This is a genomic window from Bradyrhizobium sp. USDA 4506 (assembly GCF_054058795.1).
In genome coordinates, this window is record NZ_JBSSBM010000002.1 from 6731383 (window position 1) to 6751580 (window position 20198).

Here is a 20198-nt window from a genome sequence, read left to right on the forward strand (position 1 = left end):
GAACTCACGCGAATGCAGCACAAGCGGGACACAGCTTCGTATTCGGCTTCGCATCTCGGCACCGCCGCGCGCCGCCGCCGGCTGCCGGCATCGCTGCCGCTGTCGCTCGCGATGTTCGCCGCCTATCCGCTGGCCGCGGCGCACGCGCAAGCGACACCACCAGCGCAGCAATCCGCGCCGCCGGCGCAGCAGGCCGCAACCGCGGAGACATCGCCCGATGCGATCAAGCAGCGCGAGCAGGAACTCGAGGCCGCGCGCGAGCAGCAGCGCAAGGCGACCGAGCTGCAGGAGAAGCTGAAGGCCGACATCGCCGCGATCGGCCAGGACCGCAGCAAGCTCAATCAGCAGCTGATCGATATTGCCGGCCAGGTCCGCGGCGTCGAGACGCGGATCGCTGACGCCGAGGCACGCCTGCAGCCGCTCGACGGCCGTGAGCGCGAAATCCGCGCCTCGCTCGATTCACGCCGCTCCGAGGTGATCGAGGTGCTGGCCGCGCTGCAGCGCGCCGGACGACGCACGCCGCCGGCGCTGCTGGTGCGGCCCGAGGATGCGCTGCAATCGCTGCGCACTGCGATGCTGCTCGGCGCCGTGGTGCCGGAGTTGCGCGTCCGCGCCGAGAAGCTTGCGGCCGATCTCGGCGAGCTGGTGGCGCTGCGCAAGACCATCTCGACCGAGCGCGACGCGCTGGCGGCCGACCGCGACAAGCTGAAGGAAGACCAGACCCGGCTGGCGGCCCTGGTCGACGAACGGCAACGGCAGCAGAGCGCGGCCGAAAAGGACATGGAGGCCGAAGGCGCCCGTGCCATCGCGCTGTCGAAGCAGGCCGACAATCTGCAGACCCTGATCGCCAAGATGGAGCAGGATCTCAAGAGCGCGGCCAAGGCCGCCGCCACGGCCAGCCTCCAGGGAGCGCCGGCGACGGTTAATGGCAAGCCGAATCTGGGGGCGCTCAAGGACCCGGCCCGCATGAGCCCGGCGGTCGCTTTCGCCTCGGCCAAGGGCCTGTTCTCCTATCCCGTGAACGGCACCAAGATTCGCGAATTTGGCGGTTCCGACGGCGCGGGGGGCGTACAAAAAGGCATTTCTTTGGCAGCCAAGCCGGGCGCGCAGGTCACAACCCCGTGTGACGGCTGGGTTGTTTACGCTGGTCCTTTCCGTAGCTATGGACAACTCTTGATCCTCAATGCCGGGGGCGGGTATCATGTCCTGATCGCCGGGATGGAGCGTATTTCGGTAAACATCGGCCAGTTTGTACTTACGGGGGAGCCGGTTGCGACCATGGGGTCGACGTCCCAAGTTGCATCCATTCTCGCGACAAATGCGAGCCAGCCAGTGCTCTATGTCGAGTTCCGGAAAGACGGCACTCCAATCGATCCAGGTCCATGGTGGGCCGCAAATGAAGGCGAAAAGGTTCGCGGATGATGCGCAAGACTTCGGTAATTCTCCTTAGCGCCGCCACCGGCGCGGCCCTGACGCTTTTCGTCACGCAGCCCCGCGCTGTGCTGATGGGATCGAGCGCGCGCGCCGCGACGTCGGACACCTATCGCCAGCTCAATCTGTTCGGCGACGTGTTCGAGCGGGTGCGCAGCGACTATGTCGAGAAGCCCGATGACAGCAAGCTGGTCGAGTCCGCGATCTCCGGCATGCTGTCCGGCCTCGACCCGCACTCGAGCTACATGGACGCCAAGAGCTTCCGCGACATGCAGGTGCAGACCCGCGGCGAGTTCGGCGGCCTCGGCATCGAGGTCACGATGGAAGACGGCCTGATCAAGGTCGTCTCGCCGATCGACGACACCCCGGCCTCGAAGGCCGGCATCATGGCCAACGACATCATCACGACCCTCGACGACGAGGCGGTGCAGGGCCTGACCTTGAACCAGGCCGTCGAGAAGATGCGCGGTCCGGTCAACACCAAGATCAAGCTCAAGATCATCCGCAAGGGCCAGGACAATCCGATCGACGTCACGCTGGTGCGCGACAACATCCGCGTCCGCTCGGTGCGTGCGCGCGTCGAGGCCGATGACATCGCCTATATCCGCATCACCACCTTCAATGAGCAGACCACCGAAGGCCTGAAGAAGGAGATCACCAATCTGCAGGGCCAGATCGGCGACAAGCTGAAGGGCTACGTCATCGATCTCCGCAACAACCCCGGCGGCCTGCTCGAAGAAGCGGTCACGGTGTCCGACTCCTTCCTGGAGCGTGGCGAGATCGTCTCGACCCGCGGCCGCAACGCCGAGGAAACCCAGCGCCGCGCCGCCCATCCGGGCGACCTGACCAAGGGCAAGCCGGTGATCGTGCTGATCAACGGCGGCTCGGCATCGGCCTCCGAAATCGTCGCCGGCGCGCTGCAGGACCACAAGCGGGCGACGCTGGTCGGCACCCGTTCGTTCGGCAAGGGCTCGGTGCAGACCATCATCCCGCTCGGCTCGGGCAATGGCGCGCTGCGCCTGACCACCGCGCGCTACTACACGCCGTCGGGCAAGTCGATCCAGGCCAAGGGCATCGTGCCCGACATCGAGGTGCTGCAGGACGTGCCGGAAGAGCTGAAGGCGCGCACCGACACCAAGGGCGAAGCTTCGCTGCGCGGCCATCTGAAGAACGACGGCGACGAGAAGACCGGCTCGCAGTCCTACGTCCCGCCGGACGCCAAGGACGACAAGGCGCTGAAGATGGCCGACGACCTGCTGCATGGCATCAAGTCGACCTCGAGCGCGCCAGCGGCGCCGGAGGCTGCGCGCGACAAGGCCGCGGTCGACAAGCCGGGCAACAAGGCCGCGAACTGATTTAATCCGATCGATTCGGCGAACAGGGCGGCCCGCGGGCCGCCCTTTCTGCTTTCGGTGTCCACCCGTAACCGTGCTTTGCCGGGCAGGCCGGCGCGCGGGATTGCACCGCATCGTGCTATCGTTCGCGCTGTTGATTCGGGGAGGGTCATGGCAGAAGCGGCCGACGAACTGAGCACGCCGCTTGGGCAGACGACCGTGGGCAGGACGCGCCGGTTTCGCCTGCCATTCACGGCGATGCAGGCGCTCGCCGTGCTGCTCGGGCTCGTGCTGGTCGGCTTTGTCGGCATCGCGCTGTTCAACGACAACCCGCTCGGGGGCGAGCCGATCGCCCGTGTCACGCTCCGCAATCCTCCGCCCGCCGCCGCTGACGACAAGCACGCTCCAGCCGCCCAGGCGGCGGCCGAACCGGCGGCCAAATCCGCCGCCAAGACCCCGGCCGCAGCCAGTGACGCGAGAACCGTCACCATCATCGACGGCTCCAGCGGCAAGCGCCAGGACGTGGTGATCGGCGCCGGCGATCCGGCCGACAAGGCCGATGGCGATACGCCGCCACTCGCGATGACCGGCATCGATCCGCGCCTGCTGGAAAAGTCACGCTACGGCATGATCCCGGTGGTCGCCGACGGCCTGAAGCCGTTCACGGTCTACGCGGCCGAGGCTGACCGCGCCAAGGCCGCCCGGATGCCCGTGGTCGCCATTGTGGTCGCCGGCCTCGGCGTCGGCGCCGCCAAGACCACCGACGCCATCATGAAGCTGCCGCCGGCGGTGACGCTGGCCTTCACGCCCTATGGCTCCGATCCGGGCAAGCTTGCGGAACGTGCCCGGACCCAGCGTCACGAGATCCTGCTGCAGATCCCGATGGAGCCATTCGACTATCCTGACAATGATCCCGGGCCGCAAACCCTGCTGACCACGCTGAGCAGCGAGCAGAACCTCGACCGCTTCTATTGGCACCTCAGCCGCCTGCAGGGCTATGCCGGGATCGCCAATTTCATGGGAGGCCGGTTCGTTGCGGCCGATCCCGTGATGCAGCCCATCGTCCGCGAAGCGGCAAAGCGCGGCCTGAGCTATTTCGACGACGGTTCCACCCCGCGTAGCGTCGCGCAGACCCTCTCCGCGGGCCAGGCATTGCCGTTCGCCAAGGCCGATTTCGCCATCGACGCGGTGCCGACGTCGGCGGAAATCGACCGCGCGCTGGTCAAGCTGGAAACCATCGCCAAGGAACGCGGCACGGCGGTGGGCGTCGCCTCGGCGTTGCCGGTCTCGATCGAACGGCTCGGCGCCTGGCTCAAGACACTGGACTCCAAGGGCATTATGCTTGTGCCATTGACAACGGCGATGCTGAAATCAAAATCGGGCTAAAGATTCAATCCGTTGGTGCAGCTCGAGACCTTGCCGGGGGGCCGGGTCGGGCGGCTCCAGAAAATGTGCGAGGTAGCGGCAGCATGGCACGTTATGAAGACCTGCCCTATCGAACCTGCGTCGGCATCATGCTGCTGAATACAGCGGGGCTGGTCTTCATCGGACGCCGCGCGGGCGGCATCGAGCATGTCGACGACGCGCATGTCTGGCAGATGCCGCAAGGCGGCGTCGATCCCGGCGAGGATACGTTTCAGGCCGCGCGGCGCGAGCTCTATGAGGAGACCAGCATCAAGTCCGTGGAGAAGCTCGGCGAGGTCTCGGACTGGCTGATCTACGATATCCCGCGCACCGTCGCCGGCCGCGCCTGGAAGGGCCGCTATCGCGGACAGCGGCAAAAGTGGTTCGCGTTGCGCTTCACCGGCGATGAGAACGAGATCAACGTCGCCAATCCGGGCGGCGGCCACAAGGCCGAGTTCATCACCTGGCGCTGGGAGCCGATGAAGAATCTGCCGGGGCTGATTGTGCCGTTCAAGCGTCCGGTCTATGAGCGCGTCGTGAAGGAATTCGCCGGTCTGGCGGCCAAGTAGCCGACCGGGTCAACGCGCGACGTACCCACCGAGATGTCATCAGATAAGCCCTATCGCCCCAATGTGGGCATCGCGCTGTTCAACGCCGACGGACGCGTGCTGATCGGGCACCGGATCAAGGACGACGGTCCGGAGATCGTGCTGCCCGGCCTCGAATGGCAGATGCCGCAGGGCGGCATCGACGCCGGCGAGGATCCGCGCCAGGCCGTGATGCGCGAATTGTGGGAAGAGACCGGGGCGGTCAACGCCGACTATCTCGGCGAGACCGACTGGATGACCTACGAATTCCCCGCCTATGACGGACCGGCATCGCACCGGCTCGCCAAGTTCCGCGGCCAGCGGCAGAAATGGTTTGCGCTGCGCTTCACCGGACGCGACGAGGAGATCGATCCATTGACGCCGCGCAACGGCCAGCCCGCCGAATTCAATCAATGGCGCTGGGAGCGCCTCGACCGCGTCGCCGATCTCGTGGTGCCGTTCCGCCGCGATGTCTATCGCGCGGTCGCGACCCGGTTCGCGGAATTCGCCGGCTGATCCTGCGGCGGTGTGCGCCGCGCGTCGCCCGGTGTCATGCCGTAGGTCGAACGGAAGACGCGATAGAAGGTCGCGATGCTGTCGAAGCCGCACGAGAACGCGATCTCGTCGATGCTGCGTTCCCGTATGGCATAGAGCGCACGCCTCGCCGCCTTCAACCTTGCCGCCGTCAGCGTCCGCGCAAATGACAGGCCGGTCGGCTCGAACAGCGCATGCAATTGCCGCAGTGAAATGCCGAGCTCGGCGGCAACCGCGGCCGGCGTGAGCGAGGCGCGATGCAGGTCGCGGTACAGAATTTCGCGGGCGGCATGAAGGTAGCCCGCGTGCAGCGCGGCACGGATCTCGTCCTGGCGTGGCCGCACGCGTCCGCGCGCGAGCAGCGCCAGGCGCACCATATGCGCAACGTCGTCGGCGAACTGCCCGGCTCGCGCGAGATCTCGCGTCATCGAGCGGAACATGGCGCCGACAAGCCGGGTCAGGCTCGCATCACGCGCCAGCGCGACCGGCGGCGCATCCTCGATCCGCGCGCCGAGCACGAGCTCGTCGGTGACCGGGATCTTGAGGCTGAAGAAGTCAAAGCCGTCGGTCCGTTCGGGTGTCGAGGCAAACGGAAGATTGGAGTGGCCGAACACCAGGTCGCCGTTGCGCACGAACTGGACACGATCGCGACCGATATTCATGTGGCCGGGGCCGCGCACCTGCCAGGCGAGATGCAGGCTGTTGCTCGGAACGCGCGCGATGTCGGATGCGGTCCGGCTGACGCGATAGGAGGAGGCCGACATTTGCGCAAGTACGGCACCGCCCACCGGCGTCGCCGAGAAGTGTCCGCGGAAATCGGCTCTCTTGTCGCGCTCGAGCTCGATCGTGACCCCGAACAGGCTCTTGCCGCGCACCTCGCACCAGTGCTCGAAACGGTCCTGCGGGCGGAGAGCGTCGGTGGTGAAGGTCAGCACGGCAGCTTGTCCGTTATGTCAGGAATGAAATCGCGATGCGGTCGGGCCAAATCGTCATCGTGCTGCAGCTTGTCATTTGTGCACGATCCCTGCTGTAAGCTGCTTCACATATTTGCAGGTCGTTCGTTCGGGCCGACCGCGAAGAAGCGGACTTGTCGAGAAGAGGCGAGCCGCCGCAGCGTTTCTTCCTCATCGTCGGCAACCAATCGGCTCTGACCTGCGATATCGGCCGCGAGGATCGCTGCGACCTTGCGCTTCATGAGTACCAGCCCCCGAACCCAGATATGCCGGGGAGAATGCCGCCAGACGATCCCGCGCGCAATAAGCATTGAACGCTCGCCAGGGCGTGGCGAGCGTTGAATTATTCAAGCCTTCTCAGGCAATGATCGAAAAAGTGTGAGCTGTTCCACTAAGGGGGTCGGCTCACTCGACATGGCGGCGCGATCGCCGGTCGGCAACCGCGCCTTAGTGCATAGCCGTCGTGTTGAGCTCTTGCTGGATGCTCTTGAAGTGGTCGAGCCGCTCGATCGCGTGGTCGAGCTCGGAGCCCTCCTTCTCGGCGAGCTTCTCCTGCATCTCGTTGATCGTCTCGGCGAACTTCGCGCGATCGATGTCCGCAAGCGCGGTCGCGACGTCGGCGAGCACGGTGAGGCCCTTGTCCGACACCTCGGCAAGACCGCCGAGCACGATCACCTTCTCGCGCTTGCCGGCGGTCGTGATCGTCAGAATCCCCGGACGAACCGTGGCGATGACCGGAGCGTGTCCAGCGAGCACACCGAAATCACCCTCCACACCGGGGACGTCAACCTGATCGACCTCGCCGGAGAAGGCGAGCTTTTCGGGAGAGACGAGATCGAAGTGGAAGGTGGCCATGGTGTTTCCGTTCTTTGCGCTGTCACCCGCGGGCTCGACCCGCGGGTCCATCAGTCAAAATACTTCACGTGCGATGGATCGCCGGATCAGGTCCGGCGATGACGACATCCCAAAGCTTAAGCGGCTTCGGCCGCCAGCTTCTTGCCCTTCTCGACGGCTTCTTCGATGGTGCCGACCATGTAGAACGCCGCTTCCGGCAGATGGTCGTACTTGCCCTGGCACAGATCGCGGAAGCCCTTGATGGTGTCGGCGAGGTCGACGAACTTGCCCGGCGAGCCGGTGAAGACTTCGGCGACGTGGAACGGCTGCGACAGGAAGCGCTCGACCTTGCGGGCGCGGGCGACCGTCAGCTTGTCCTCTTCCGACAGTTCGTCCATGCCGAGAATAGCGATGATGTCCTGCAGCGACTTGTAGCGTTGCAGGATCTGCTGGACCATGCGCGCGGTGTTGTAGTGCTCATCACCGACGACGAGCGCCGACAGCATGCGCGAGGTCGAGTCGAGCGGATCCACCGCCGGATAGATGCCCTTCTCCGAGATCGCGCGCGACAGCACCGTGGTGGCGTCCAAGTGCGCGAACGAGGTGGCGGGCGCCGGGTCGGTCAAGTCGTCGGCCGGCACGTAGATCGCCTGCACCGAGGTGATCGAGCCCTTCTGCGTGGTGGTGATGCGCTCCTGCAGCGCGCCCATGTCGGTGGCGAGCGTCGGCTGATAACCCACCGCCGAAGGAATACGGCCGAGCAGCGCCGACACTTCCGAGCCCGCCTGGGTGAAACGGAAGATGTTGTCGACGAAGAACAGCACGTCCTGGCCCTGGTCGCGGAAGTGCTCGGCGACCGTCAGACCGGTCAGACCGACGCGGGCGCGGGCGCCCGGCGGCTCGTTCATCTGGCCGAACACCAGCGCGCACTTCGACTTCACGCTCGGATCCGGGTTGTGCGGATCGGCGTTGACCTTCGATTCGATGAACTCGTGATAGAGGTCGTTGCCTTCGCGGGTGCGCTCGCCGACGCCGGCGAACACCGAGTAACCGCCGTGTGCCTTCGCGACGTTGTTGATCAATTCCTGAATCAGCACGGTCTTGCCGACGCCGGCGCCGCCGAACAGGCCGATCTTGCCGCCCTTCGCGTACGGAGCAAGAAGGTCGACAACCTTGATGCCGGTGACGAGAATTTCGGCTTCGGTCGACTGGTCGGTATAGGTCGGCGCTTCCTGATGGATGGCGCGCAGGCCGTCGGACTTGATCGGGCCGGCTTCATCGATCGGCTCGCCGATGACGTTGATGATGCGGCCGAGCGTGCCTTCGCCGACCGGCACCCGGATCGGTTCGCCGGTGTCGGTCACTTCCTGGCCGCGCACGAGGCCCTCGGTGATGTCCATCGCGATGGTGCGGACGGTCGATTCGCCGAGATGCTGCGCGACTTCGAGGACCAGGCGGTTGCCGCCGTTCTTGGTCTCGAGCGCGTTCAGAATCGCCGGAAGGTGGCCTTCGAACTGCACGTCGACCACGGCGCCCGTGACCTGGGTAACGCGACCGATCTGGTTGGCTGCTGTAGCCATGGACTGTTCTCCTTCGAAATCTGCCTTAGACCGCCTCAGCGCCGGAGATGATCTCGATCAGCTCCTTCGTGATCTGGGCCTGACGGGTTCTGTTGTAAATCAGGGTTTGCTTGCGAATCATCTCGCCGGCATTGCGGGTCGCGCTGTCCATCGCGCTCATCTGCGCGCCATAGAACGAGGCGTTGTTCTCCAGCAGCGCGCGGAAGATCTGCACCGCGAGGTTGCGCGGCAACAGGCTGCCGAGGATCTGGTCTTCCTCAGGCTCGTATTCGTAGGACGTGGAGGGCGCCGCATTGGCCGCGGGCGCAGCCACCTCCAGCGGGATGATCTGCTGCGCGGTCGGGATCTGCGCGATCACCGACTGGAAGCGCGAGTAGAACAGCGTGCAGACATCGAACTCGCCGGCCTCGAACCGAGCCAGCACCTTGTTGGCGATGTCCTCGGCATTGGCGAAGCCGATCTGGCGCACCGAACGCAGGTCGAGGTGCTCGACGATGCGCTTCTCGAACGTCCGGCGCAGCTGCTCGTAGCCCTTGCGGCCGACGCAGAAGAATTTGACTTCCTTGCCCTGCGCGAGCAGCGCGTTCGCCCGCTCGCGCGCCAGGCGCACGATGGCGGAGTTGAACGCGCCGGACAGGCCGCGTTCGCCGGTGCAGACCAGAAGCAGGTGCACCTGATCGTTGCCGGTGCCGGCAAGCAGCGCCGGCGCGCCGGGCGTGCCGTTGGCTGCCGCGGCGATGTTGGAAATCACCGCATCCATCTTGGTGGCATAGGGCCGCGCCGCTTCGGCGGCGTTCTGCGCGCGACGCAGCTTCGAGGCTGCGACCATCTGCATGGCCTTGGTGATCTTCTGCGTCGCCTTGGTCGAGGCGATGCGGACCCGCATGTCTTTTAGTGACGCCATTCTTCGTTCACCCCGGCGATCCGACCACAATGGTCAGATCGCAAGCCTCCGTTCGTCACGCCCGGCGGCGAGCCGGGCGACGCCCCATTCGTTATGCAAACGTCTTGGCGAAACCTTCGACCACCGTCTTCAGCTTGGCGGCGGTGTCGTCGGACAAATCGCGGCTGGTGCGGATCGCATCGAGGATCTCGGCGTTCTTGCCGCGCAGCAGCGACAGCAGGCCGTCCTCGAACGCCTTGACCTTGTTGAGCGGCAGCGGATCGAGATAGCCGTTGGTGCCGGCCCAGATCACGCAGACCTGCTCTTCCATCTTCAGCGGCGAGAATTGCGGCTGCTTCAGAAGCTCGGTCAGGCGCGAGCCGCGGTTGAGCAAGCGCTGGGTCGAGGCGTCAAGGTCTGAACCGAACTGCGCGAACGCCGCCATTTCGCGGTACTGCGCGAGCTCACCCTTGATCTTGCCGGCGACCTTCTTGGTCGCCTTGGTCTGCGCCGACGAACCGACGCGCGACACCGACAGACCGACGTTCACGGCGGGACGGATACCCTGGAAGAACAGATCGGTTTCCAGGAAGATCTGGCCGTCGGTGATCGAAATCACGTTGGTCGGAATGTAGGCCGACACGTCGTTGGCCTGGGTTTCGATGACCGGCAGCGCCGTCAGCGAGCCCAAGCCATGCTCCTTGTTGAGCTTGGCGGCGCGCTCGAGCAGGCGGGAATGCAGGTAGAACACGTCGCCCGGATAGGCTTCGCGGCCCGGCGGACGGCGCAGCAGCAGCGACATCTGGCGATAGGCGACGGCCTGCTTCGACAAGTCGTCATAGATGATCACGGCGTGCATGCCGTTGTCGCGGAAGTATTCGCCCATGGTGCAGGCGGTGAACGGCGCGATGTACTGCATCGGCGCCGGATCGGACGCGGTGGCCGCGACGATGATCGAGTATTCCAGCGCGCCCTGCTCTTCGAGCACTTTCACGAACTGCGCGACGGTGGAGCGCTTCTGGCCGATCGCGACGTAGACGCAATACAGCTTGAGGTTCTCGTCCGGCTGGGCGTTGAGCGGCTTCTGGTTCAGGATGGTGTCGAGCGCGATCGCGGTCTTGCCGGTCTGGCGGTCGCCGATGATCAGCTCGCGCTGGCCGCGGCCGATCGGGATTAGCGCATCGATCGCCTTGAGGCCGGTGGCCATCGGCTCGTTCACCGACTTGCGCGGAATGATGCCGGGCGCCTTGACGTCGACGCGCTTGCGTTCGGTGGCCTGGATCGGGCCCTTGCCGTCGATCGGGTTGCCGAGCGCGTCGACGACGCGGCCGAGCAGGCCCTTGCCGACCGGCGCGTCCACGATCGCGCGGGTGCGCTTGACGGTCTGGCCTTCCTTGATCTCGCGGTCGGCGCCGAAAATCACGATACCGACATTGTCGGTTTCGAGGTTGAGCGCCATGCCGCGCGTGCCGTTCTCGAACTCGACCATTTCACCGGCCTGAACGTTGTCGAGACCGTAGACGCGGGCGATACCGTCACCGACCGACAGCACCTGGCCAACTTCGGTGACCTCGGCTTCCTGGCCGAAATTCTTGATCTGGTCCTTGAGGATCGCAGAAATTTCTGCGGCGCGGATGTCCATCAGCCTGCCTCTTTCATCGCGTTCTTGATCGAATTGAGTTTGGTGCGAAGCGAACTATCCACCATGCGGCTGCCGAGCTTGACCACCAGGCCACCAATAATGGAGGGATCGACCTTCACGTTGAGCGCGACGTCCTTGCCCGTCACTGATTTCAGTGCGGCCTTCAGCGCGTCGAGATTCTTGTCACTGAGCTGCTCGGCGACGGTGACTTCCGCAGTCGCCTCGCCCTTGAACTTCGCCACCAGCGCGCGATAGGCGCGGATCACATCGGCAACGGCGAACAGCCGGCGATTGGCGGTGAGCACCTTGAGGAACTTGGCCGACGTGCCGGCGATGCCGGCCTTGTCGAGCACCGCGGTCAGCGCCTTCAGCTGGGCGTCCGCGGCGAACACCGGGCTGCGGACGAGGCGCTTGAGATCGGCGCTCTCGTTGAGCAAGGCCTCGAACTTGTCGAGGTCGGCCCGGACTTGATCGACGGATTGCTCGTCGCGCGCCAACTCGAACAGGGCCGTTGCGTAACGACCGGACACTCCCGAAACGGACGGATCTTCAGCAGCCACGAGCTCGCTCTTTTTTGCTGTCAAATTCGCAAGGGAAAAACCGTCGCCACCAAAGCAGCGCCTAGCGATCCAAGCCCTTGGAATTCAAGCGGGACTTCGATTTTCGACCGGCACAGGACGTGCCGGGACCGTTAAAATCGCGGCTTTGCTAACATAGCAATCGCGCAGGTGCAACATGACGGCATCGTGAGTGCCGCCTTGTCGCATGCGCTTTTTGCCGACCGCAGCCGGCGGCCAAACCGGAAAATTTGGCGCGCGGAAATGCGGCGCGCTGAACCCGATTCGCGCCGCCGCGATTTTGTTCCATCGAAATTTGCATAGGCCTATGGCCGAGCGCGCAGGGAACTCCTGGCCGGCTGCGGTTTCATTTAGCGATTACTTACCGACAACTTACCGTCGCCTCGATAATCAGTATTGGCAAGTATATTGGTCGTTAAGAATTGGTTAAACAGCAAGATTACGGAACCTCGATTGACTACCCCAAGGCGGTAACAAGATATTTCAGCACGAGATAATCCGGATTTACTGCCCAATTCGTGCCTCATTGGGAAACCAAACGGCCTTGGTCAACGAAGGGACGGGGGTTCCACTTGCCGCGTTAGCGGCAATACTGTCTGAGGGTCTTATCAATGCTGAATATCAAGAAGGCGGCGGGCACCGTAACCCGCTCGCGTACGGCGCTTGCTTTTGTAGCCGCAACTATTCTGGTCGGGGGCAGCGTGACCGAGGCGTCCGCGAAGTCCCGGCACCACCATCATCGCCACCACCATCATCACCACGCCCGCGCCGAAGGCTCGTCCTGGCGCGACGCCAATGCATCGATCCAGCCGTCCGGCGGCCACTCGTTCTCGGGGATGGCCTCCTTCTACGGCAATGAGTCGGGCAGCCGCACCGCTTCCGGCCAGCGCTTCAACCAGAACGCCATGACCGCGGCCCACCGCTCGCTGCCGTTCGGCACCAAGCTCCGCGTCACCCATGGCGGCCGCAGCGTCGTCGTCACCATCAACGATCGTGGCCCGTTCATCCGCGGCCGCGTGCTCGACCTCTCCACCGGCGCAGCCCGCGCCATCGGCCTGACCGGTGCCGGCGTTGGCCGCGTCACCGCCGAGGTCGTCTCGTAAGCGCCTTCAGTAAGCGTTGCGTTGCGTAACGGCCGCGAGGCCTGCTTCGCGCCAAAAAGGCCTGCCGTCGCAAATGACGGCAGGCTTTTTCTTTTGCGGGACGTGCTACCAGCCGCCGTCATTGCGAGCGGAGCGAAGCAATCCATTTCACCGCGTTTGCGGACACATGGATTGCTTCGTCGCTTCGCTCCTCGCAATGACGGAGGACAGTGAACGAACTAGAGGAAGCTCTGCGGATCGACGTCGACCTCGAGCTTCAGATTGCCCTTGGTCTTGGGACCGGCTTCCAGCCATTCGCGCAGATATTGCGACAGGTCGACATTGCGCAGCGACTTCACCAGCAGGCGGAAGCGGTAGCGGCCCTTGATGACGGCGAGCGGCGCCTCGGCGGGGCCGAGCACCTGGATCCGCTCATCGAGCGGCGCCACCGCGGCGAGCTTGCGGGCGAAGCCTTCCGCGGTCGGACGGTCGCCGGCGGAGACGATCAGGCTCGCCAGCCGGCCGAACGGCGGGTAGCCGGTGCGCTCGCGAATCTCGATCTCGCTGGCATAGAACGCCTCGCGGTCATTGGCGATCAGGGCCTTGATCACCGGATGCTCCGGCTGGTGGGTCTGCAGAAAGCCGACGCCGCGGCCCTGCTCGCGGCCGGCGCGGCCGACCACCTGGTTCAGCAGCTGGAACGTCCGCTCGGCAGCGCGCGGATCGCCATTGCTCAAGCCGAGATCGGCGTCGATGACGCCCACCAGATTGAGCCGCGGGAAGTTGTGGCCCTTTGCCACCAGCTGGGTGCCGATGATGATGTCGACGCGGCCCTCGGCGATCTCGTTAAGCTCGCTGCGCATGGTCTCGATCGAGGTGATGAGATCGCTCGACAGCACCATCGTCCGTGCCTCGGGGAAGATGTGGGCGGCCTCCTCCTGCAGGCGCTCGACGCCGGGCCCGACCGCGACCAGCGATTCCTCGGCCGCGCAATGCGGGCAGATATTCGGCCGCGGCATCGAGAAGCCGCAATGATGACAGACCAGCCGCTGCCGGAACCGGTGATCGACCAGCCATGCATCGCAGATGGTGCAGGCGAAGCGGTGGCCGCAGGCCCGGCACAGCGTCAGCGGTGCGTAACCGCGGCGGTTGAGGAACAGCAGCGCCTGCTCGCGGCGCTCAATGGCATGGCGAATCTGCTCGGCCAGCACCGGCGAAATGAAGCGGCCGCGCGGCGGCGGCGCGCGGCGCATGTCGATCGCCTCGATATGTGGCATGTGCTGGCCGCCGAACCGCGACGGCAGCGCCACGCGCTGGTAGCGCCCCTTGCGCGCATTGACCTCGCTCTCGACCGACGGCGTCGCCGATGCCAGCACGATCGGAATCTTTGCGATATGGGCGCGGACCACCGCCATGTCGCGCGCGTGATAATGCGTGCCGTCGTCCTGTTTGTAGGCCTGGTCGTGCTCCTCATCGACGATGATGAGACCGAGATCGGCATAGGGCAGGAACAGCGCGGAGCGGGCGCCGACCACGACCGGCGCCTTGCCCTCGGAGATCGCGGCCCAGTTGCGCGCGCGCGTGCGCGGCGTCAGCTCCGAATGCCACTCCAGCGGCCGCACGCCGAAGCGCTGCGCGAAACGGTCGAGGAACTGGCCGGTCAGCGCGATCTCCGGCATCAGGATCAGCGTCTGCTTGCCGCGGCGGATATTCTCGGCGATCGCCTCGAAATAGACTTCGGTCTTGCCGGAACCGGTGACGCCGTCGAGCAGCGCGACGTGAAAGCTGCCGCTCGCGGCCAGCGTCCGCATCACGTCGACGGCGCTGCGCTGCTCGCGCGAAAAATCCGGCTGCGCGTAGGAGGGATCCGGAACGGGCGGCGGTGCCGGCGGCGGCATCGCCTCAACCGTCAGGGTGCCTTCGTCGACCAGGCCGTCGATCACGCCGGAACTGACGCCGGCCTCCCGGGCCGCCTCCGACTTGCCGTGCAGCAGGCGGTCCGACAGCACCTCGATCACCCGCCGGCGTGCCGGCGTCAGGCGCCGCGGCGGCTCGCCGACCAGCCGCACGCCGAGCCGCATCCGCTCCGGCCCGAGATTTTCGCCCATCCGCAGCGTCATCCGCAGCACCATGCCGCGTGCCGACAGCGTGTAATTGGAGACCCAGTCGACCAGCTGGCGCAGCTCCGGTTTCAGCGGCGGAACATCGAGCTTCTCGCTGACGTCCTTGAGCCGGTTGTGCAGGCGCGGATCCGGATTGGCATTTTCCGCCCACACCACCGCAACGACCTCGCGCGGCCCGAGCGGCACGCCGATCACGTCGCCCGGCGCAAGCTCCATGCCGCGCGGAACGCGGTAGGAATAGGTCTGGTTCAGCGCGACAGGCACCAGCACGTCGACGACACGTATCGTCGATGCAGAGGCTGGGCCGGGGCGCGTGGTATGGTCCATTGAATCAGAAACCTTGAACCCGAGCGGGCTAGAGATTTGGTTTCTGATTGAATCAGAACCAAATCTCCAGCTTCTTGTTTTGACGCGTTTTCTTCACGCGAACCGGCGTCCACTTCGCTCGAAAACGCTCTACCACCGCTTCGCGCCTTAGCGAACGGTAAACGAAGGCAGTGCGATATAATCAGGAGATGAGCAACGCCAATAGCCCTTAAGACACGGACTTAAGACACGGACATGGCCCGGACCGATCAGCCCATCCAACCGCTCGAACTCGACTGCGCCGACGCATCGGTTACGCAGGAGATGACGCGCTGGCTGTCGCATCTGCGCGCGGAGCGGCGGCTGTCGCCGAAGACGCTCGAGGCCTATGCCCGGGACGTGCGCCAATGCCTCGCCTTCCTGGCCGGGCACTGGGGCGCGCGGGTGACGCTCAAGGCATTTTCCGCGCTCGAGGCGAGCGACGTGCGCGCCTTCATGGCGATGCGCCGGACCGAGGAGATCGGCGGACGATCGCTGATGCGGGCGCTGGCGGGCCTGCGCTCGTTCGGCCGTTTCCTGGAACGCGAGGGCAAGGGCAAGGTCGGCGCGCTCTCGGCGATCCGCGCGCCCAAGGTGGCGAAGAGCCTGCCGAAGCCGATTCACATGGAAGCAGCGAAACGCTTTGCCGACGCCGACGAGCGCGCGGACGAAACCCGCGAGACCTGGATCCTGGTGCGCGACGCCGCCGTCATGGCGCTGCTCTATGGTTCGGGCCTGCGCATCTCCGAAGCGCTGGGGCTGAAGCGCCGCGACGTGCCGAAGCCCGGCGAAGGCGACGTGCTCGTGGTGACCGGCAAGGGCAACAAGACCCGCATGGTGCCGGTGCTGCAAAACGTGCTGCAATTGATCGCGGACTATGCCGCGATCTGCCCGCATCAGCTCAGCCCGACCGGGCCGATGTTCGTCGGCGCGCGCGGCGGCCCCTTGAGCCCACGCATCATCCAGCTCACCATGGAGCGGCTGCGCGGCGCGCTTGGCCTGCCCGACAGCGCAACGCCGCATGCGCTGCGGCACTCCTTCGCCACGCATCTGCTCAGCCGTGGCGGCGATCTGCGTGCGATCCAGGAATTGCTCGGCCACGCATCGCTGTCGACCACGCAGATTTACACCGGCATCGACAGCGAGCGCCTGCTCGAAGTCTATCGCTCCGCGCATCCTCGAGGTTGAACGTTCGGTTCTGAAAAAATAAAGCGCGGGCTTTGGCCCGCCGTCATGCGCCGTTCATCTTCAGACGGTTACCCAAAACCGTTCGGCCCTTGCCTTGTGCACCGCATTCGGCAATCGTGGCGCGGTCGCATCCGGAGGGGAATCATGAGCGCACATGAAAGTATGGAGCACGCGGAGCATGCCGAGCATGCTTCGGGCGAGAACAAGAAGATCGCGCTCCTGATCGCCGTGATCGCCCTGTGCCTGGCGCTGTCGGAAACGCTCGGCAAGGGCGCCCAGACCGAATCGATCAGCAAGAATGTCGAGGCCTCCAACCTGTGGGCCTTCTTCCAGGCCAAGAGCATCCGCCGGACCGCGGTGCAGACCGCGGCCGAACAGGGCAAGCTGAACCTCGCGACCACCACCGACGAGGCGGCCAGGGCCGCGCTGCAGAAGCAGATCGACGATTGGCAGAAGACCGCTGCGCGCTATCGCTCGGAGCCGGAAACCGGCGAGGGTTCGGAGCAGCTCTCCGAACGCGCCAAGCACGCCGAGCATGAGCGCGACGAGGCCACCGCGAAATATCATCATTTCGAGCTTGCCTCCGCCGCCTTCCAGATCGCCATCGTGCTGGCATCGGCGACCATCATCACGGGCATCATCGCGCTGGCCTGGGTCTCCGGCCTGGTGACGCTCGCCGGCATCGTGATGACGGCGCTCGGCCTGTTCCAGCCGCACTTGCTGCATCTGCATTGAGGCGCAGCGCGCCGCTTTCGAACCGTCATCCTGAGGAGCGCGCCCTTGCGCGCGTCTCGAAGGATCGACGGCCACCGGCCGGGCCGTGCATCCTTCGAGACGCGCGTTCCGCGCTCCTCAGGATGACGGAATAGAAAGTTTTGATCAAAGAGGCTTGCTGGTCTGATGCACGCTTTTGCGGAAGCGCGCGATCACGCGCAGCGTGCGCGCCGCCCAGCCCTCGCCGTCGCCACTGATCATCTCGCGAATGCGCCGCTTGATCGGCTCGACCAGCGCGGTGGCCTTGGCCCGCAGCGCCATCACGAAATTATAGAGCGCCTCGAACCAGGGCATCTCCAGCAGTTTCGGCCGCGTCACGTCGAACAGGAAGGCCGTCACGCCGACGCCGACGAACTTGGCGAACAGGATCAGCGAGACCGCACTGAACCAGTATTGGTTCGCCAGCAGCCAGAGCCCGATCAGCTTGAGCGGAAACAGCGGGATCACCGGCACGACGAAGACAATCAGGGTCATCGCCGGCGACAGCGAATCGACCCGGTCGGCAAGCCATTGCTTGAGCGCGCGGAGCGGAATCCACGCCACCGCTCGCGCCACGATCGGCTCGAGATGGTCCCATAGCCAAGCCTCGACCAGGAAGATGATCGCAAGCAGGACCCAGAACGGCTGAAGCAGGCGGCGCAGCATCGCTATGATCTCAACCCGGCTGACGCCGGACTTTCGATCATCACATATGGATGGCGCGCTTGCCCACCGCAAGCGCGGCTTCCTTGATCGCCTCCGAACGGGTCGGGTGCGCGTGGCAGGTGCGTGCCAGATCCTCGGCCGATCCGCCGAATTCCATCAGAACGCAGGCTTCGTGGATCATTTCGCCGGCTTCGCGGCCGACAATGTGGACGCCAAGCACCCGATCCGTCTTCGCATCTGCGAGAATTTTCACGAAGCCGTCGGTGGTCTGATTGACCTTGGACCGGCCGTTTGCCGTGAACGGGAATTTGCCGACGGTGTACGCGACGCCGGCCTGCTTGAGATCTTCCTCGGTCTTGCCGACCGACGACACTTCCGGCGTGGTATACACAACACCTGGAATGACGTCGTAGTTCACGTGGCCGGCCTGGCCCGCGATGATCTCCGCACAGGCAACGCCTTCGTCTTCCGCCTTGTGCGCGAGCATCGGCCCGGCCACGACGTCGCCGATCGCGTAGATGCCCTTCACGTTGGTCGAGAAGTGCGCGTCGATCTCGACGCGGCCGCGATCGTCGAGCGCAACGCCGGCTTCCTTCAGCCCGAGGCCCTCGGTGTAGGGCACCCGGCCGATGCAGACGAGCACGACGTCGGCTTCGATGGTTTCCGCAGCGCCGCTGGCGGCCGGCTCGACCTTGGCCTGCAGCGTCTTGCCGGAGCTATCGACCGCGGTGACCTTGGCGCCGAGCTTGAAGACGAAGCCCTGCTTCTCGAGCATGCGCTGAAATTGCTTTGCCACCTCGCCGTCCATGCCGGGCAGGATGCGGTCGAGGAATTCCACGACCATGACGTCCGCACCGAGACGCCGCCAGACCGAGCCAAGCTCGAGCCCGATCACCCCCGCGCCGATGATCAACAATTTCTCCGGCACCTTCTCCAGCGACAGCGCGCCGGTCGAGGACACGATGCGCTTCTCGTCGATGTCGATGCCCTTCAGGCGGGCGATATCGGAGCCGGTGGCGATCACGATGTTCCTGGTCTCGACGGTCTCGGACTTGCCGTCGCCGGAGACCTCGACCTTGCCGGCGCCCAGGATCTTGCCGGTGCCCTTGAGCACGTCGATCTTGTTCTTCTTCATCAAGAACTCGACGCCCTTGACGTTGCCGTCGATGCCCTGCTGCTTGAAGTTCATCATCGCGGGCAGATCGAGCTTCGGCGCCGGGACACTGACACCCATCTTGGCAAAGGAGTGCCCGGCTTCCTCGAACATCTCGGAGGCGTGCAGCAGCGCTTTCGACGGCATGCAGCCGACGTTGAGGCAAGTGCCGCCCAGCGTCGCGTCCTTCTCGACGACGGCGACCTTCATGCCGAGTTGCGCCGCGCGGATCGCGCAGACATATCCGCCCGGGCCGGTGCCGATGACGACGAGATCGTAAGAAGCCATGATGGAAGGTCCTGTAGCTAAGCTCTGTGACAATTACGCGGGCGCGATCGTGACGGCAGACCGCCGCCCGCTCTTGATCGTGTGCTAGCGACCGCCCGACACGTCGAGGATCGCGCTGGTGACATAGGAAGCCTCGTCCGAGATCAGCCAGACGATGGCGTTGGCGATTTCATCGGCGGTGCCGACACGCTTCATCGGCACCATATGGGCAAGCCGGTGCGCACGATCGGGCTCGCCGCCCGCGGCGTGGATGTCGGTGTCGATCAGGCCGGGCCGGATGCCGGCGACGCGGATGCCCTCATTCGCGACTTCGTAGCCGAGGCCGATCGTGAAGGAATCGATCGCGCCCTTGGAGGCGGCATAGTCGACATAGGTGTTGGGCGCGCCGAGCTTCGCCGCCACCGAGGACAGGTTGACGATGACGCCGCCCTTGCCGCCGTGCTTGGTCGACATGCGCTTCACCGCCTCGCGCGCACACAGGATGCTGCCGGTGACATTCACTGCCATCATCTGCTGGATACGCTCGGCCGACATCTCGTCGACACGCACACCGCTCTTGCCGACGATGCCGGCATTGTTGACGAGCGCGCCGAGCGTGCCGAAGCCGTCGGCCGCCTTGAACAGCGCCAGGATGTCCTGCTCGCTGCCGACATCGCATTTCACCGCGATCGCCTTGCCGTTCCTGGCTTCGATCGCGGCGACGACCTCGTCCGCCGCGGTCTTGTTGGATGCATAGCCGACCACGATGCGATAGCCGCGCGCGGCGGCAGCGAGCGCGGTGGCGCGGCCGATGCCGCGGCTGCCGCCGGTGATGACAACGACCTTATCCGTCACTTTGAT

19 protein-coding genes are annotated in these 20198 nt (G+C 65.1%); 8 read left to right on the plus strand and 11 right to left on the minus strand.

The window, feature by feature from the left end:
• Positions 1–12 precede the first annotated feature (12 nt).
• The 5 genes from ACVIHF_RS33805 (at position 13) to ACVIHF_RS33825 (ending at position 5272) form a co-directional block, all read left to right on the plus strand.
• On the plus strand, positions 13–1422 hold the full coding sequence (locus ACVIHF_RS33805; protein ID WP_253605445.1) for a murein hydrolase activator EnvC family protein: 1410 nt from the start codon (positions 13–15) through the stop codon (positions 1420–1422).
• Positions 1419–2786, plus strand: a complete 1368-nt coding sequence (locus ACVIHF_RS33810; protein WP_018269401.1) for a S41 family peptidase — start codon at positions 1419–1421, stop codon at positions 2784–2786. Before ACVIHF_RS33805 ends, ACVIHF_RS33810 begins: the two co-directional genes overlap by 4 nt.
• 150 nt (positions 2787–2936) lie before the next feature.
• A complete protein-coding gene (locus ACVIHF_RS33815; RefSeq protein WP_456793230.1) occupies positions 2937–4151 on the plus strand; it encodes a divergent polysaccharide deacetylase family protein in 1215 nt (404 codons plus the stop codon).
• A gap of 83 nt (positions 4152–4234) precedes the next feature.
• On the plus strand, positions 4235–4738 hold the full coding sequence (locus ACVIHF_RS33820; RefSeq protein ID WP_028336325.1) for an RNA pyrophosphohydrolase: 504 nt from the start codon (positions 4235–4237) through the stop codon (positions 4736–4738).
• Positions 4739–4771: 33 nt separating this feature from the next.
• A complete protein-coding gene (locus tag ACVIHF_RS33825; protein ID WP_092087086.1) occupies positions 4772–5272 on the plus strand; it encodes an RNA pyrophosphohydrolase in 501 nt (166 codons plus the stop codon).
• Here ACVIHF_RS33825 and ACVIHF_RS33830 read toward each other — a convergent pair.
• From ACVIHF_RS33830 to ACVIHF_RS33860, 7 genes are all read right to left on the minus strand, one after another.
• Positions 5230–6225 carry a helix-turn-helix domain-containing protein gene (locus ACVIHF_RS33830; protein ID WP_253605449.1) on the minus strand — a complete coding sequence of 332 codons (996 nt, stop codon included), beginning with the start codon at positions 6223–6225 and terminating at the stop codon, positions 5230–5232. The genes ACVIHF_RS33825 and ACVIHF_RS33830 overlap by 43 nt on opposite strands.
• 104 nt (positions 6226–6329) lie before the next feature.
• The gene (locus ACVIHF_RS33835) at positions 6330–6485 is read right to left on the minus strand and encodes a hypothetical protein (protein ID WP_225163875.1); all 156 of its coding nucleotides are present in this window, start codon (positions 6483–6485) and stop codon (positions 6330–6332) included.
• A gap of 205 nt (positions 6486–6690) precedes the next feature.
• Complete coding sequence (locus ACVIHF_RS33840; RefSeq protein WP_028336321.1) at positions 6691–7098, minus strand: F0F1 ATP synthase subunit epsilon; 408 nt, start codon at positions 7096–7098, stop codon at positions 6691–6693.
• A 116-nt stretch (positions 7099–7214) separates the two neighbouring features.
• A complete protein-coding gene (gene atpD, locus ACVIHF_RS33845) occupies positions 7215–8657 on the minus strand; it encodes a F0F1 ATP synthase subunit beta (RefSeq protein ID WP_016843821.1) in 1443 nt (480 codons plus the stop codon).
• Positions 8658–8682: 25 nt separating this feature from the next.
• Positions 8683–9561 carry a F0F1 ATP synthase subunit gamma gene (locus ACVIHF_RS33850; protein WP_057020916.1) on the minus strand — a complete coding sequence of 293 codons (879 nt, stop codon included), beginning with the start codon at positions 9559–9561 and terminating at the stop codon, positions 8683–8685.
• A 91-nt stretch (positions 9562–9652) separates the two neighbouring features.
• Positions 9653–11182: a F0F1 ATP synthase subunit alpha gene (atpA, locus tag ACVIHF_RS33855; protein WP_225645261.1), complete on the minus strand. Its 1530-nt coding sequence runs from the start codon at positions 11180–11182 to the stop codon at positions 9653–9655.
• Positions 11182–11742, minus strand: a complete 561-nt coding sequence (locus tag ACVIHF_RS33860) for a F0F1 ATP synthase subunit delta (RefSeq protein ID WP_028340805.1) — start codon at positions 11740–11742, stop codon at positions 11182–11184. The genes atpA and ACVIHF_RS33860 overlap by 1 nt, the downstream gene beginning before the upstream one ends.
• A 629-nt stretch (positions 11743–12371) precedes the next feature.
• Here ACVIHF_RS33860 and ACVIHF_RS33865 point away from each other — a divergent pair.
• Entirely contained in the window at positions 12372–12863 is a 492-nt protein-coding gene (locus ACVIHF_RS33865) for a septal ring lytic transglycosylase RlpA family protein (RefSeq protein ID WP_225163857.1), read from the plus strand.
• A 218-nt stretch (positions 12864–13081) separates the two neighbouring features.
• On the opposite strand, the gene ACVIHF_RS33870 is transcribed toward ACVIHF_RS33865, so the two are convergent.
• Entirely contained in the window at positions 13082–15292 is a 2211-nt protein-coding gene (locus tag ACVIHF_RS33870) for a primosomal protein N' (RefSeq protein WP_456793231.1), read from the minus strand.
• A gap of 234 nt (positions 15293–15526) precedes the next feature.
• Between ACVIHF_RS33870 and ACVIHF_RS33875 the strand changes: the two genes are divergently transcribed.
• Together ACVIHF_RS33875 and ACVIHF_RS33880 are read left to right on the plus strand one after the other, a co-directional pair.
• Positions 15527–16498 (plus strand): tyrosine recombinase XerC, encoded by a 972-nt coding sequence (locus ACVIHF_RS33875; RefSeq protein WP_283066558.1) that lies wholly within the window; start codon positions 15527–15529, stop codon positions 16496–16498.
• Between the two features lie 144 nt (positions 16499–16642).
• On the plus strand, positions 16643–17233 hold the full coding sequence (locus ACVIHF_RS33880; protein ID WP_028336314.1) for a DUF4337 domain-containing protein: 591 nt from the start codon (positions 16643–16645) through the stop codon (positions 17231–17233).
• Between the two features lie 144 nt (positions 17234–17377).
• On the opposite strand, the gene ACVIHF_RS33885 is transcribed toward ACVIHF_RS33880, so the two are convergent.
• The 3 genes from ACVIHF_RS33885 to ACVIHF_RS33895 all read right to left on the minus strand — a co-directional run bounded on the left by ACVIHF_RS33885 (position 17378) and on the right by ACVIHF_RS33895 (position 20192).
• A complete protein-coding gene (locus ACVIHF_RS33885; RefSeq protein WP_225163860.1) occupies positions 17378–17917 on the minus strand; it encodes a hypothetical protein in 540 nt (179 codons plus the stop codon).
• Between the two features lie 40 nt (positions 17918–17957).
• Positions 17958–19358 carry a dihydrolipoyl dehydrogenase gene (gene lpdA, locus ACVIHF_RS33890; RefSeq protein WP_456793232.1) on the minus strand — a complete coding sequence of 467 codons (1401 nt, stop codon included), beginning with the start codon at positions 19356–19358 and terminating at the stop codon, positions 17958–17960.
• Positions 19359–19442: 84 nt separating this feature from the next.
• Positions 19443–20192, minus strand: coding sequence for an SDR family oxidoreductase (locus tag ACVIHF_RS33895; RefSeq protein WP_028336311.1), 750 nt, complete (start codon positions 20190–20192; stop codon positions 19443–19445).
• Positions 20193–20198: the final 6 nt, after the last annotated feature.

What these genes read in the sequence shown, in the direction of transcription:
- ACVIHF_RS33805 (WP_253605445.1), top strand. Translation starts at nt 13, where the DNA reads ATGCAGCACAAGCGGGACACAGCTTCGTATTCGGCTTCGCATCTCGGC.
- ACVIHF_RS33810 (WP_018269401.1), top strand. Translation starts at nt 1,419, where the DNA reads ATGATGCGCAAGACTTCGGTAATTCTCCTTAGCGCCGCCACCGGCGCG.
- ACVIHF_RS33815 (WP_456793230.1), top strand. Translation starts at nt 2,937, where the DNA reads ATGGCAGAAGCGGCCGACGAACTGAGCACGCCGCTTGGGCAGACGACC.
- ACVIHF_RS33820 (WP_028336325.1), top strand. Translation starts at nt 4,235, where the DNA reads ATGGCACGTTATGAAGACCTGCCCTATCGAACCTGCGTCGGCATCATG.
- ACVIHF_RS33825 (WP_092087086.1), top strand. Translation starts at nt 4,772, where the DNA reads ATGTCATCAGATAAGCCCTATCGCCCCAATGTGGGCATCGCGCTGTTC.
- ACVIHF_RS33835 (WP_225163875.1), bottom strand. Translation starts at nt 6,485, where the DNA reads ATGAAGCGCAAGGTCGCAGCGATCCTCGCGGCCGATATCGCAGGTCAG.
- ACVIHF_RS33840 (WP_028336321.1), bottom strand. Translation starts at nt 7,098, where the DNA reads ATGGCCACCTTCCACTTCGATCTCGTCTCTCCCGAAAAGCTCGCCTTC.
- atpD (WP_016843821.1), bottom strand. Translation starts at nt 8,657, where the DNA reads ATGGCTACAGCAGCCAACCAGATCGGTCGCGTTACCCAGGTCACGGGC.
- ACVIHF_RS33850 (WP_057020916.1), bottom strand. Translation starts at nt 9,561, where the DNA reads ATGGCGTCACTAAAAGACATGCGGGTCCGCATCGCCTCGACCAAGGCG.
- atpA (WP_225645261.1), bottom strand. Translation starts at nt 11,182, where the DNA reads ATGGACATCCGCGCCGCAGAAATTTCTGCGATCCTCAAGGACCAGATC.
- ACVIHF_RS33865 (WP_225163857.1), top strand. Translation starts at nt 12,372, where the DNA reads ATGCTGAATATCAAGAAGGCGGCGGGCACCGTAACCCGCTCGCGTACG.
- ACVIHF_RS33870 (WP_456793231.1), bottom strand. Translation starts at nt 15,292, where the DNA reads ATGGACCATACCACGCGCCCCGGCCCAGCCTCTGCATCGACGATACGT.
- ACVIHF_RS33875 (WP_283066558.1), top strand. Translation starts at nt 15,527, where the DNA reads ATGGCCCGGACCGATCAGCCCATCCAACCGCTCGAACTCGACTGCGCC.
- ACVIHF_RS33880 (WP_028336314.1), top strand. Translation starts at nt 16,643, where the DNA reads ATGAGCGCACATGAAAGTATGGAGCACGCGGAGCATGCCGAGCATGCT.
- ACVIHF_RS33885 (WP_225163860.1), bottom strand. Translation starts at nt 17,917, where the DNA reads ATGCTGCGCCGCCTGCTTCAGCCGTTCTGGGTCCTGCTTGCGATCATC.
- lpdA (WP_456793232.1), bottom strand. Translation starts at nt 19,358, where the DNA reads ATGGCTTCTTACGATCTCGTCGTCATCGGCACCGGCCCGGGCGGATAT.